This window comes from Streptomyces sp. NPDC006335 (assembly GCF_040612795.1).
GTDB lineage: Bacteria > Actinomycetota > Actinomycetes > Streptomycetales > Streptomycetaceae > Streptomyces.
The window spans coordinates 80,633-93,855 of the sequence record NZ_JBEXQX010000001.1 but is presented as its reverse complement, the minus strand read 5'-3'; the positions used below and the strand labels follow the sequence as shown (position 1 = coordinate 93,855).

Sequence of the window (13,223 nt, the reverse complement as noted above, 5' to 3'; positions counted from 1 at the left end):
TCTTGGCAGTCGCCCGACGAAAACGCTTCCAGAGCGGGACCCTTTTCCTGCTGATGCTGCCCGGCCTCGCCTACTTCCTGCTCTTCCACTACGGCGCGCTGGTCGGCAACGTCATCGCGTTCAAGGAGTACGTCCCCTTCGACGGCCTGTGGGGCAGCCCCTGGACCGGACTCGGCAACTTCCGGCGGATGTTCGAGGACACCGCGTTCTGGGACGCGGTGTTCAACACGGTCTGGATCGCCGTCCTCCAGCTCGTCTTCTACTTCCCGGTCCCGCTCGGCCTCGCCCTGCTGCTGCACAGCCTCACCCGCAGCAGCGTCCGCCGGTTCGTGCAGTCGGTCGCCTACCTTCCGCACTTCATCTCGTGGGTGATCGTCGTCGCCCTCTTCCAGCAACTGCTCGGCGACACCGGACTTCTCAACTCGGGCCTCGACGGCGTGGGTCTGCACACCGTCGACATCATCGGCAACCCCGACGCCTTCAAGCCGCTCGTCGTCGCCCAGGTCATCTGGAAGGACGCCGGCTGGGGCACGATCATCTTCCTCGCCGCCCTCGCCCAGGTCGACGAGCAGCAGTACGAGGCCGCGGCGATCGACGGAGCGGGCCCCTGGCGGCGCTTCTGGCACGTCACCCTGCCCGCGATCCGCCCGGTGATCGTGCTGCTGCTGATCATGCGGCTCGGTGACATCCTCTCCGTCGGCTTCGAGCAGATGCTGCTCCAGCGCGACGCGGTCGGCCCCGAGGCCTCCGAGATCATCGACACCTTCGTCTACTACCAGGGCATCGTCGGCGGAGACTACGGATTCGCCGCCGCCGCGGGCCTGTTCAAGGGCGTCGTCGGCGCCCTCCTCGTCTACGCCGCCAACAAGGTCGCCCACCGCCTCGGCGAACAGGGGGTCTACAAGTGAGTGACCGGACCCGTCCGGGATGGATGGAGAAACCGAAGCCGGTGACCCAGGCCGCGAAGGCGGTGGCCCTCGCCGTGGTCGTCCTGCTGGTCTGCGTGCCGTTCCTCGTCATCGTGTCGACCTCGCTCGCCTCCACCGAGGAGGTCGTGGCCAACGGCGGCTGGGTGCTGTGGCCGACGGAACCCTCGCTGAAGGCCTACCGCGACATCCTCGACGGCGGCATCGTCACCCACGCCCTCGGCGTCAGCGTCGGCGTCACGGTCGTGGGGACCCTGCTGAGCCTGCTGTGCACGGTCACCCTCGCCTACGCCCTCGCCCGCCCCGGCGTATTCGGCGGCCGGCCGGCGCTCCTGCTGATCCTGTTCACGTTCCTGTTCCCGCCCGGCATGATCCCGAGCTTCCTGCTGGTCAAGGAGCTCGGCCTGCTGGACAGTTACGCCTCGCTGGTCCTGCCTGTACTGGTCAACGTCTTCAACCTGGTCGTCCTGCGCGGCTTCTTCCAGGGCATCCCCGACGAGCTGTACGAGGCCGCGCGCCTCGACGGGGCCGGGGACTGGCGGGTGCTCGTCTCCGTCGTACTGCCGCTGTCCAAGGCCGCGTTGGCCGTCGTGGGCCTCTTCTACGCGGTGGCCTACTGGAACTCCTGGTTCTACGCCTCCCTCTACCTGGAGAGCGACCACTGGCCCCTCCAACAGGTGCTGCGCACCTACGTGGTGGCCGGTTCCGGGCTCACCGACGCCACCACCGGCGAGGGCACCGTCACGGCCCCGCAGACCGTGCAGATGGCGGTCCTCGTCATCGCCACCGTGCCGATCCTGCTGATCTATCCCTTCCTCCAGAAGTACTTCACCAAGGGCGTGCTCACCGGCGCCATCAAGAGCTGACCCGAGCTCACACCAGCCGACACGAGGTGATTCACCCATGCCCAGCCTGTCCCGACGCACCCTGCTGCTGTCCGCGGGAGCCCTTTCCCTGCCCGGCGCGCTGACCGCCTGCTCCACCGGCTCCGGTGACAGCGACGTCTCCAACGCGGGCAAGAAACTGGCCCCCTGGCCCGCGTACAAGGCGGCGAGCGGTCCGAAGCCGGACCTCGCCCCGACCGAGGCGGGCGTCCAGGCCGGATACACCGCCTACCCGACCGACCTCGTCAGGTCCGTCTCCCGCACCCCCGGCGACGGCTCGACCGTCAAGGTCATGTCGGTGTCCTTCGGCACCCCGCCCAAGCCGGCCTCGGCGAACCGGTTCTGGGCCGCCGTCGAGAAGGCGCTCGGCGTGCGGATCGAGTACACGATCATCTCCCAGGCCGACTACCAGAAGAAGATGGCCACCGTCATGGCGGGCGACGCCGACACCCTGCCCGACATCATCAACCTGTTCTCCGGCTTCGTCCTGCCCCGCGAGGCCGAGTTCGTGCAACGCAGGGCCGAGGACCTCACCCCGTACCTCTCCGGCGAGGCGATCGCCGACTACCCGAACCTGGCCGGGATCCCCACCCACGCCTGGCAGGACATGGGCCGCATCGGCGGCCGCATCTACGGCATCCCCCTGGAACGCCCGCTGCCCGGCTCCACCCTCTGGCTCAACCAGGGCCTGTTCACCGACGCCGGCATGAAGGAGGGCTGGACCTCCGAGGACTTCGCCGCCGTCGCCCGGCGGGCCACCAGCGGCCGTACCTACGCGCTCGGGGCCGCCAACGGCTCCCTGTTCGGCAACGCCGTGCACGCCGCCGCCCACCGCGCGCCCAACGAGTGGGCCGTCACCAAGGACGGCACCTTCCGGCACTGCGCCGCCGACGAACGCTACAAGGCGGCCATCGCCTACCAGGCCCGGCTCCGCAAGAACGGCTCCTACTACCCGGACTCGACCTCCGTCTCCCAGATCGACCTCACCACCCTCTACTACAACGGCACCGTCGGCTCCATGCAGGACGGATTCGGCGCCTACCTGCCCAAGTACCGTGAGTCACAGGGCAAGTTGACCCCGGCCGCGGCCCTCCCGTACAGCGTGGACGGCGAGCCCGGCGGGATCGTCGCCGCCCGCCGCTCCTTCGGCTACACCGTCCTGAAGAAGGCCAAGAAGGAGCGCGTCGAGCTTCTCCTGCGCATCCTCGACTACCTCGCCGCCCCCTTCGGCAGCCAGGAGTGGGAACTCGTCCACTACGGCGTCGAGGGCACCCACTTCAACCGCGGCAAGGACGGCTCGCCCGAGCCCACCGAGCTCGGCGAGGTCGAGAACAACACCAACCTGCCCCTGAAGTACCTCGCCGAGGGCCCCCAGGTGCTGTTCGTGCCGGGCATGCCGGACGCCGTACGGGCCCTGCACTCCTGGCAGCGGAAAGTCGTGCCGCACGCCATCCGCAACGCCTCCAACGGACTCCAGTCCCGCACCAAGAACGCCCGGGGCACCACGCTCAAGGCCATGCTCGACGACGCCGTCACCGGGATCGTCGCCGGGCGCCTGCCGCTGTCCGAGTGGGACGCGGTGGTCAAGAAGTGGCGGGCCCAGGGCGGCGACAGAATGGCCGGGGAGTTCGCGAAGGACTACGCGGCCAACACATGAGGCGCCGCCGGTGGAACAGGAGTCGCGGGGGATGGAGAACGACATGACGGACACGGGGTCCAGGCGGCGGGTCACGATCCGTGAGGTCGCCGAGCGCGCGGGGGTGTCGATGGCGACCGCCTCGCGCGCGCTCAGCGGCAACCACCCGGTTCCGGCCGCGACCCGGGCCCGCGTCCTGCGTGCCGCCCGCGACCTCGACTACGTCGCCAACGCGCACGCCCGGGCGCTGGTCGGCGGCGGCCGAAAGATGGCCGCCGTCGTCGTCCGCCAGGTCACCAGCCCCTTCTACGCCCAGGTCGCCGAGGGAGTGGAGGCCGAGGCCCGCGACCGCGGGTGGCTGTGCGTGGTCGGGGCGACCGGCGGGGACCCGCAGCGCGAGATGGAGTTCGTGCAGCTCATGCGGGAGGAGGGGGCCCGGCTGGTGATCCTCGTCGGCGGGGTCGTCGAGGACGAGGCCTACCGCGAGCGGGTGGCCCACTACGCGCAGGCCCTCGACTCCTCCGGGGCGCGGCTGGTGCTGTGCGGCCGTCCCGCCCCGGACCCCGACATCCCGGCGCTGGTCGTCGAGTTCGACAACGAGGCGGGGGCCCGGGCGATCACCGGGCACCTGCTGTCCGCGGGGCACCGGCGGATCGTCTTCCTCGGCGGACTGCCGGGCAATACGGCCCTGGACGCGCGCGTCGCGGGATACCGGGCCGCGCTCGCCGAGCACGGGCTGCCACCGGCGGCCGCGCGGGTCGTCGACTGCGGTCTCGGACGCGCGGCGGGGCTGCGGGCGATGGCCGAACTGCTCAAGGAAGCCCGGGAGTTCACGGCGGTGGTCGCCGGGGACGACATGGTCGCCGCGGGGGCGCTGCGCGCCATCGCCGACGCCGGGCTCGCCGTGCCGGGAGACATCTCCGTCGTCGGCTACAACGACATCCCGCTCGCCGAGGACTTCAACCCGCCGCTCACGACGGTCCGTACGCCCGCCGAGGAGCTCGGCCGGGCCGCCGTACGCATCGCCCTGCGCGATCCCGAACACGCCGCCGGAAGCCACCACCTGCTGGGCACGCACATCGTCGTACGCCGAAGCGTCGCCCCACCACCGACCGACGGAGGACTCACCCCCGTATGACCGCGCCGCACGTGTCCCTCCCCGACGACCCGACGCACCATCCCGACCTGCCGCCCGCCGACCCCCTGAGCTCTCCCGTCACCGGCTGGACCCGCGCCCACTGGGAAGCCGTCGCCGACCGGCTCCTCGACGGGCTGCTGCCCTACGCCACCCCGGGCCTCGCCCAGTACCGGCTGCCCGGGCCGTCCAGCCACTCCGGCCCCTGGTCCGACGGCCTGGAGGGGTTCGCGCGGTCCTTCCTGCTCGCCGCCTTCCGGATCGCCGGGTCGCAGGGGCGCGTCGGCCCCGCGCTCGTCGAGCGGTACGCCGCCGGGCTCGCCGCCGGCACCGATCCGCACCACCCCGAGCACTGGCCGCCGATCACCGACCGCGCCCAGCCGATGGTGGAGGCGGCCTCCGTCGCCCTCGCGCTGCACGAGTCCCGGCCCTGGCTGTGGGACCGGCTCGACGACGGTGTGCGGAGCCGGGTGGTCGAATGGCTCGGCGGGTTCGTCGGGGCCACCGCCAACGACTCCAACTGGCGGCTGTTCCAGGTGATCACGGAGGAGTTCCTGGCCTCCGTCGGCGCCCCGCACAGCCGGGCGGAGATCGACGCGGGACTCGCCCGGCTCGAGGACTGGTACCGGGGCGGCGGCTGGTACACCGACGGCGACGGGAAGAAGTTCGACTACTACAACGGCTGGGCGCTGCACCTGTACCCGGTGCTGTGGGCCCGGATCGCGGGACCGCGCGCCGACCCCGGGACCGTGGCCCGGCACCGCGACCGGCTGCGCGAGTTCCTCGGCGTCCACCAGCTCTTCTTCGGCTCCGACGGCGCCCCCGTCCACCAGGGCCGCTCCCTCACCTACCGGTTCGCCGCCGCCGCCCCGCTCTGGGCCGGCGTCCTCGCCGACGCCACCCCGCTGCCGCCCGGTCGCACCCGCCGCCTGGCCTCCGGCACCCTGAAGCACTTCACCGAGCGGGGCGTCCCCGACGAGCACGGCCTGCTCACCCTCGGCTGGTACCGCCCCTTCCCGGGAGTTCTCCAGCGCTACTCGGGCCCTGCCTCCCCGTACTGGGCCAGCAAGGCGTTCCTCGGCCTGCTGCTGCCGGCCGACCACCCGGTGTGGACGGCCCCCGAGGAACCCGGCCCCGTCGACACCACCGACACCGTCCTCGCGCTCCCCGCCCCCGGCTGGCTGCTCCACTCGACCGCCTCCGACGGCATCGTCCGCCTCGTCAACCACGGCACCGACCGCCTCCCGCCCCCACCCGCGACCGACGACGACAGTCCCCACTACGCCAAGTACGCCTACTCCACCGCCACCGCCCCCGAGACCCCCCTCGGCCCCGACAACCATCTCGCCCTGCTGGCCCCCGACGGCACCCCGTCCCCGCGCGGCCGGATCCACCCACTGCACTGCGAGGGCCGCACGGCAGCCTCCTGGCACCGCGCGCTCGGCCACCGCGTCGAGACGGTGAGCGTGGTCCACGGGCCGTGGGAGGTACGCGTCCACCGCATCGATGAGACGTACGACGGCCGGGTGAGAGAAGGGGGTTGGGCCCTCGCCGACGACACCGAGCCACCCGTGGCCGAGTCCGGGCCGGGCTGGGCGCGGGCCCGCCGGGCGACGGACGGACTGACGAGCACGATCGCCGGCCTGTACGGCTGGGGCGAGGGCGCCGGGACGGTCGTGGCCGCCGAGGACACCAACGCGTACGGCCGCCACTCGGCCACCCCCGTCCTCGAAGGCACCGGGCCGCTCCTCGTCACCCTGGTGACGCTGGGCACCGGCCCGCACACCGGGGCGCGTGCGCTGGTCGATGCCGAGGGGGTCGTGGAGGTGCGGTTTCCGGACGGTGTCAGGGAACGGGTGGGCCCGTGGGAACAGGAGTGAGGATCAAACGTCCTCCTCGGGGCCGATATGGCGGAGGACCGACTCGAGATCGCCCGAGGCGACGAGCCCGTCGATGACCTTCACCATGGACGGCAGACCCGCGTCACGCACGATGAGACCGTCCCAGCACCACCAGTAGTCGCCCTCCAGAGCGCCCGACCGCCGGTGATGGTCCATGAGCCGGTGCACCTCGTCGAGGGTGAACACGGTGCCGCACCAGCGATCGCCGTCGTCACGGGTGACCCACATGTCCACGTTGCAGACCTCGTCCAGGTCCTCTCCGTCGCCGGGAACGAAGCAGATCTCGTACCCGTCACGCCTGACCCGGTAGAAGGGACCGTCCCACACGCGAGCTCACTCCTTCGTCAACGTCACCGCCTGGTCCAGCGCCTGGAGAAAGGAGTTCACCGTAACCCGGTCCCGCACCGCGAGTCGCAGCCATTCCTCGCCGAGGCCCGGGAACGTGTCCCCGCGCCGCACCGCGAACCCCAGGTCGCGCAGATGCCGTCGTACCGCGGCGGCCTTCGGCAGGCGGACGAGGACGAAGGGGCCCGCGGCCGGTTCGACCACCCGGAGTCCGTCCGGGGCGAACTCGCGCAGTCCCGCGATGAGATGGGCCCGGTCGGTGGCGGCGCGGTGGGCCGCGTGGGCGGCCTCCGCCAGCGCCCGCGGCTCCATGCACGCCAGGGCCGCCGCGAGGGCCGGGGTGGAGACCGGCCACAGGGGCTGGGCCCGTTCCAGGGCGGCGATCGTCTCCGGGGCGGCGAGGACGTAACCGATCCGGAGCCCGGCCAGGCCCCACGTCTTGGTCAGGCTGCGCAGCACGACGAGTCCGGGCACGTCCGTGCGTCCGGCCAGGGCCTCGCGCTCGCCCGGCACCGCGTCCAGGAACGCCTCGTCCACCACCAACGTGCGCCCGGGACGGGCCAGTTCGGCGATCGTGGCGGCCGGGTGCAGCACCGACGTGGGGTTGGTCGGGTTGCCCACGACCACCAGGTCGGCGTCCTCGGGGACGGCCGCCGGATCGAGCCGGAAGCCGTCCTCCTCCCGCAACAGCACCCGGTCGACCGCGTGCCCGGCGTCGCGCAGCGCGGCCTCCGGCTCGGTGAACTGCGGGTGCACCACCACCGCGTGACGAACCGTCAGAGCCCGTGCGAGCAGCACGAACGCCTCGGCGGCCCCCGCCGTCAGCAGCACCCGCTCCACGGACACCTCGTGCCGGGCCGCCACGGCAGCCCGCGCCGCACGGCCGTCGGGGTAGGCCGCGAGCCCCGTCAGCGAGTCGGCGATCCGCTCCCGCAACCAGGCCGGGGGAGTGTCCGCGCGGACGTTGACGGCGAGATCCGTGAGCCGCGCACCGTCGTCACGCACCTCGGCGTCGCCGTGGTGCCGCAGATCGTGGCCCCCGGCCCGGTCAGTGCGCATGGGTGTGGGCGCCGTGGTGGTGGCCGTGGTGGTGATGGTGGCCGTCGTCGTCCGGGTGGAAGTGCGGCTGCTGCGGCAGACCGACCTTGTCCTCGAACCCGGGCAGCGCGATGCGGTACACGCACGAGTCGCAGTTCATCCGCAGGTCGCCCTTGACGGCCTCCTCGTACCGCTCCATCACCAGGTCCAGCAGCTCCGGCTCCGGACCGATGACGTCCGCGGAACGCACCTCGACCTCCGGGTGCGCGGCCGCCCAGCCCTCGGTCTGCTGCCTGACCCGGTCCGGCAGGATCCCGGTGAACAGGAAGTACGGCAGCACGACGATCCTGCGCGCCCCCAGCGCCACGCACCGGTCGAGCCCGCTCGGCACGTCCGGCGCCGCCAGCGACACGAACGCCGTCTCCACGCCCGCGTACCCGCGCCCCTCCCACAGCAGCCGGGACGCCTTGTACACCTCGGCGTTGGCGTCCGGGTCGGTGGAGCCGCGGCCGACGAGCAGCACGGTCACGTCCGCCCGGTCCAGCGGGGTACGCCCCCCGGTGGCGCCGAGTGCCTCGTCGAGACGCCGCTCCAGCACGTTCAGCAGTGCCGGGTGCGGGCCCAGCGGGCGCCCGTAGGTGTACGAGATCCCGGGGTGGCGTTCCTTCTCGCGGGACAGCGCGGCCGGGATGTCGCCCTTGGCGTGCCCGGCGGACACCAGCATCAGCGGCACGGCGGCGAACCGCCGGACACCGCGCTCCACCAGCTCGGTCACCGCGTCGCCCAGCGGCGGCGGGGACAGCTCGATGAAGCCGCCCGCGACGGGCAGTTCGGGGTGGCGGGCCCCCAGCTCCCGGACGAAGTCGCGGAACGCCTCGGCTCCGGCATCGTCCCGGGTGCCATGACCGGCGATGAGCAGGGCGGGCGGCGGGGTGGTCACGATGTCTCCTCGGTCTTCTGGACAAGGGGGTGGTACAGCAGGGCGTTCAGCGCGGCGGAAGCGACCGCCGAACCGCCCTTCTCGGACACGTTGCTCACGGCGGGCAGCCCGCTCGCGCGCAACGCGGCCTTGGACTCGACCGCGCCGACGAAACCGACGGGCAGGCCGATGACGAGCGCCGGGTCCGCGTCCAGGGTCAGCAACTCCTCCAGCGCGGTGGGGGCGTTGCCGATGACCCAGATCGCCCCCGGGCCGACCTGCTCGTGGGCGAGCCGGATCGCGTGGGCCGAACGGGTCAGCCCGGGACCCGACTCGGCGTCCTTCAGCCGGCAGACGGTCTCCCGCCGGGTGATGCCCGCGGCGACCATCTCCACGTCGGTGACGACGGGCGCACCGGAGTGCAGCGCGGCGTGCGCCTTCTCCAACTCGCCCTCGTCCATGACGAGATCGGTGGCGTACTCCAGGTCGGCCGCGGAGTGGATGACCCGCTCCACCACCGCCCGGGTCAGCGGCGGGAAGTGCGAGGTGTCCAGACGGGCGCGCAGCCGACGATAGGACTCCACCTCGATCGGGTGGACGACACGGTTCACTTCGAGTCCTCCTCCGACGTCTGCCAGCGGTAGCCGCGCGGGGTCACCATGCGCCCCGCGATGTCACGGGTCGCGGTGTTGCCCACGGTCACGACCGTCATCATGTCGACCGTCGCCGGGTCGAGAGCGGCCAGTGTCGTCAGCCGGGCGGACTCGTCCGGCCGCGACGCGTTGCGTACGACCCCGACCGGTGTGGCCGGCTCCCGGTGCTCGGCGAGGATCGCCAGCGCCTTGGGCAACTGCCAGTCCCGGCCCCGGGAGCGGGGGTTGTAGAAGGTGACCACGATGTCCGCCTCGGCCGCCGCGCGCACCCGCCGCTCGATGACCTCCCACGGGGTGTGCAGGTCGGACAGGCTGATCGACACGTGGTCGTGGCCCAGCGGGGCGCCGAGGATCGCGGCCGCCGCGAGCGCCGCGGTCACCCCGGGTACGCCGATCACGTCGATGTCGTCGGAGGCCTCGGCGAGCGCGGGGGAGGCCATGGCGTACACACCGGCGTCCCCGCTGCCGATGAGCGCGACGGCCTGGCCCCCGCGGGCCTCCTCGACGGCCGTGCGCGCCCGTTCCTCCTCGGCCCCCAGGCCCGACTCCAGGACCCGGGCCCCGGGCCGCAGCAGATCACGGATCTGGTCGACGTACTGGTCGAGCCCGACCAGCACCGAAGCCCGCTGCAACTCCTCTTTCGCGCGGGGCGTGAGCAGGTCCCGGGCACCCGGTCCGAGCCCGACGACCGCGAGCCGGCCGCGTGCGGGACGCCGTACGACGGCACAGGTCGCCATGGCGGGAGTCGCCGCCGATTTCCGCTTGGGGACGAGGAGTTCACCGCCTTGTACGAGTGCCGCGGCTTCCGCGACCGAGGGCGTGCCCACGGCGGCCAGGGGCGCCTCGGACGGGTTGGGCACCTCGACGGCGGCCAACTCCTCGGCCAAGTGGGTGACCAGGGGCACGCCGAGCCGCTCGGCCGCCGCGACGATCCCCGGCTCCTCGGCCTTGGCGTCCACGGTGGCGAGTGCGGCGACGCTACGAGGGGACAGCCCGGCCTCCCGCAACGACCTCTCGATCAGCTCCAGCACCTCTTCGGCGGGCGCGCCCTTGGAGGCACCCACCCCGACCACGAGCGTGGGCGGACGCAGCACGACCTCCTGGTCCGAGAGCTCGACGAGCCGGTCCGTGACCCGGATGCCGTACGTCCCCTGCGGGGCGACCGGCAGCGGAGGCAGCGGCCAGCCCGACTCGTTGTGCAGGGCGACGGGCTCCCCGTCCAGGAGCGCCCGCGACACGGCCGCCACCGCGCCCTCCACCGGCAGCCCGAGCGTGTCCAGCCCCGGTACCCCCACCGCGTCGGTCGCCGTCGTCACCACGGGCTCGGCACCGAGCAACTCGCCGACCTCCCGCGCGAGTTCGTTGGCACCGCCGCCGTGCCCGCCGACCAGGGACACGGCGAACCGGCCGCCCTCGTCGACACACACCACACCCGGGTCGGACGCCTTGTCGCCGAGCAGCGGCGCGATCAGGCGGACCACCGCCCCCGTCGCCAGGAAGCACACGAGCTGCTCGCACTCCGCGAACGCCCGCCGCACGGCGTCCCCCACGGGTCCGTCGTACACGCGCGTGCGGTCCGGCCAGGCCGCGGCCAGCCGGTCACGTGCCGCCGCCCCCGCCGCGGTGGCGGAAATGAGGCCGATCACTGAGCAACTCCCTCTCGATACACGGGGTTTCTGACGCCCCACAGCAGGAAAACCGGGTTGGTCGCCGCGAGCCGGGTCACGTCGCCGGGCAGCGGCGCCAGCCGGGACGACTGGAGCAGTACGCCCTCGCAGTCCAGCCCGGCGCCGGTGAGTGCCGCGCGTACGGCCGGCACCCGGTCCAGCGCGGCCATGGCGACGACGACACTCCGTCGGGCCCGGCGGGCACATGCGGCGACGATCTCGGGCAGTTCACGCCCGCCACCGCCCACGAACACGGCGTCCGGATCGTCCAGTTCGGCGAGCGCGTCCGGCGCGGACCCGTGCACGACCTGTACGTCGACCCCGTGGGCGGCGGCGTTGGCACGGATCCGCTCGACACCGTCGGGGGCCTTCTCGACCGCGACGACGGCCGCACCGAGCCGGGCGCACTCGACGGCCACGGACCCGGAACCCGCGCCGACGTCCCAGACGAGGTCACCGAGACGGGGTCCGAGCCGGGCCAGCGCCAGCGCCCGCACCTCGAACTTGGTGATCATCGAGTCGCGGTGCGCGAACTCGCCCTCGGCGAGGGCCCAACCGGGGGGTGCGACCGCAGCCCCGGCGACCGTCCGCACAGCACCGATGGCCCGACGCTCGTCGAGACACAGAACGACGCTCACGGCCGTACCCCAGTCGCGGCCCGCGGCCTCGGCAGGGGTGACGCGTTCGACGCGCTCGTCCTCGGTGCCGAGGGCAGAGGCAACGAGGAGTACGCGTTTAAGGGGCGCGGGGAACTGCGCGACCGGCCCCGACGCGCCCGCAGTCGCCCGACCACCTTCCTTGCCACCCCCTGCCGCGAGCGCAGCTCCCAACTCCGCAGGCCCCGCCCCCGGCCCCGTGAGCACCGCCACCTTCGGACGAGCCCGGCACGCATTCACCGCCGTACGCAGATCCCGCCCATGCGCGCTGACGACCACCGCGTCGTCCCAAGGCACGCCCACACGCGCGAACGCCGCCGCGACGGAGGAGACCCCGGGCCGTACATCCAGCGCACCGGAACCGAACCGCTCCGCCAGCACCCGCACGATCCCGAAGAACCCGGGGTCGCCGGACGCCAGCACGACCACCCGGCTCCCCTTGTCGCGATGCCGTTCGATGATGTCCAGCGCCGGTGCCAGCGGTCCGAGGACGACCCTTTCCGCGTCCGCGGGGACCGCCGCCGCATCCAGATGCCGCCGCCCGCCCACGACCAGCTCGGCCCCGGCCAGCAACTCGGCCGGTGCCGCCCCCGTCCCCGTACCCACCACCGTGATCACGTGCCCGCGCCCTTCGCCGCCCGCAGCGCCCGCCGGGCCTCCGGGTCGGCCTTGCGGTACCCGTGGAAGTGGCCGGGGTGGTAGAGGTGCGAGCGCGTGCCCTCGGAGTCCAGCGCCGGGCCGACCAGGAACAGCGTGTGCTTCCACAGCTTGTGTTCCTTGACGGTCTCCTCCAGCGTCTCGATCGTGCACCGCACGACCAGCTCCTCGGGCCAGGTCGCCTGGTAGGCGACGACGACCGGGGTGGACGTGGGATAACCGCCCTCCAGCAGCTCCCGCACCAACTGTCCGCTGCGGGCTGCCGACAGGAAGATCGCCATGGTGGTGCCGTGCTTGGCGAACTCGCGCACCTCCTCGCCGGGCGGCATCGGCGTCTTGCCGCCGCCGAGCCGGGTCAGCACGACGGACTGCGCGACCTCGGGGATCGTCAGTTCGCGCTGCGCGAGCGCGGCGACCGCCGAGAAGGCGGAGACCCCGGGCACGACCTCGGTGGCGATGCCGATCCGCGCGCACCGGTCGAGCTGCTCCTGCGTGCCACCCCACAGGGCGGGGTCGCCGGAGTGGATCCGGGCGACCCGGAAACCCTCCTCGTGGGCCCGCTCGTACACCGCGACCACGTCTTCGAGGGACATGGTCGCCGAGTCGAGGATCTCCGCGTCCTCACGGGCGTGCTCGAGGACCTCCGCCTGCACCAGGCTCGCGGCCCAGATCACGACGTCGGCCTCGGCGATGGCGCGCGCGGCCCGGAACGTCAGCAGATCGGCGGCGCCGGGGCCGGCACCGACGAAGGTCACCTTGCCGGTGGGGGCAACGGCCATGGAAATCGGTCCTCTCATCACAAAAGG

Annotated in this window: 12 protein-coding genes; 5 read left to right on the top strand and 7 right to left on the bottom strand. The window is 72.8% G+C overall.

Annotated features, from left to right (window positions below):
• The first annotated feature begins 53 nt into the window (after positions 1 to 53).
• The 5 genes from ABZ098_RS00455 to ABZ098_RS00435 are packed head-to-tail and all read left to right on the top strand — an operon-like array spanning position 54 to position 6,461.
• On the top strand, positions 54 to 908 hold the full coding sequence (locus tag ABZ098_RS00455) for an ABC transporter permease subunit (RefSeq protein WP_356587573.1): 855 nt from the start codon (positions 54 to 56) through the stop codon (positions 906 to 908).
• Positions 905 to 1,792, top strand: a complete 888-nt coding sequence (locus ABZ098_RS00450; RefSeq protein ID WP_356585722.1) for a carbohydrate ABC transporter permease — start codon at positions 905 to 907, stop codon at positions 1,790 to 1,792. Before ABZ098_RS00455 ends, ABZ098_RS00450 begins: the two co-directional genes overlap by 4 nt.
• 37 nt (positions 1,793 to 1,829) lie before the next feature.
• On the top strand, positions 1,830 to 3,467 hold the full coding sequence (locus tag ABZ098_RS00445; protein WP_356585721.1) for a sugar ABC transporter substrate-binding protein: 1,638 nt from the start codon (positions 1,830 to 1,832) through the stop codon (positions 3,465 to 3,467).
• Between the two features lie 43 nt (positions 3,468 to 3,510).
• Positions 3,511 to 4,584, top strand: a complete 1,074-nt coding sequence (locus ABZ098_RS00440) for a LacI family DNA-binding transcriptional regulator (protein ID WP_356585719.1) — start codon at positions 3,511 to 3,513, stop codon at positions 4,582 to 4,584.
• Positions 4,581 to 6,461, top strand: coding sequence for a DUF2264 domain-containing protein (locus tag ABZ098_RS00435; protein WP_356585717.1), 1,881 nt, complete (start codon positions 4,581 to 4,583; stop codon positions 6,459 to 6,461). Before ABZ098_RS00440 ends, ABZ098_RS00435 begins: the two co-directional genes overlap by 4 nt.
• Before the next feature lie 3 nt (positions 6,462 to 6,464).
• On the opposite strand, the gene ABZ098_RS00430 is transcribed toward ABZ098_RS00435, so the two are convergent.
• The 7 genes from ABZ098_RS00430 to cobM are packed head-to-tail and all read right to left on the bottom strand — an operon-like array spanning position 6,465 to position 13,196.
• On the bottom strand, positions 6,465 to 6,809 hold the full coding sequence (locus tag ABZ098_RS00430) for a hypothetical protein (protein WP_356585716.1): 345 nt from the start codon (positions 6,807 to 6,809) through the stop codon (positions 6,465 to 6,467).
• Positions 6,810 to 6,815: 6 nt separating this feature from the next.
• On the bottom strand, positions 6,816 to 7,886 hold the full coding sequence (gene cobC / locus ABZ098_RS00425) for an Rv2231c family pyridoxal phosphate-dependent protein CobC (protein WP_356585714.1): 1,071 nt from the start codon (positions 7,884 to 7,886) through the stop codon (positions 6,816 to 6,818).
• Complete coding sequence (locus ABZ098_RS00420) at positions 7,876 to 8,805, bottom strand: sirohydrochlorin chelatase (RefSeq protein ID WP_356585712.1); 930 nt, start codon at positions 8,803 to 8,805, stop codon at positions 7,876 to 7,878. The genes cobC and ABZ098_RS00420 overlap by 11 nt, the downstream gene beginning before the upstream one ends.
• A complete protein-coding gene (locus ABZ098_RS00415; RefSeq protein WP_356585710.1) occupies positions 8,802 to 9,395 on the bottom strand; it encodes a precorrin-8X methylmutase in 594 nt (197 codons plus the stop codon). Before ABZ098_RS00415 ends, ABZ098_RS00420 begins: the two co-directional genes overlap by 4 nt.
• Complete coding sequence (gene cobJ / locus ABZ098_RS00410) at positions 9,392 to 11,083, bottom strand: precorrin-3B C(17)-methyltransferase (protein ID WP_356585708.1); 1,692 nt, start codon at positions 11,081 to 11,083, stop codon at positions 9,392 to 9,394. Before cobJ ends, ABZ098_RS00415 begins: the two co-directional genes overlap by 4 nt.
• Entirely contained in the window at positions 11,080 to 12,378 is a 1,299-nt protein-coding gene (gene cbiE / locus ABZ098_RS00405; RefSeq protein ID WP_356585706.1) for a precorrin-6y C5,15-methyltransferase (decarboxylating) subunit CbiE, read from the bottom strand. The genes cobJ and cbiE overlap by 4 nt, the downstream gene beginning before the upstream one ends.
• Positions 12,375 to 13,196, bottom strand: coding sequence for a precorrin-4 C(11)-methyltransferase (cobM, locus tag ABZ098_RS00400; protein ID WP_356585704.1), 822 nt, complete (start codon positions 13,194 to 13,196; stop codon positions 12,375 to 12,377). The genes cbiE and cobM overlap by 4 nt, the downstream gene beginning before the upstream one ends.
• Positions 13,197 to 13,223: the final 27 nt, after the last annotated feature.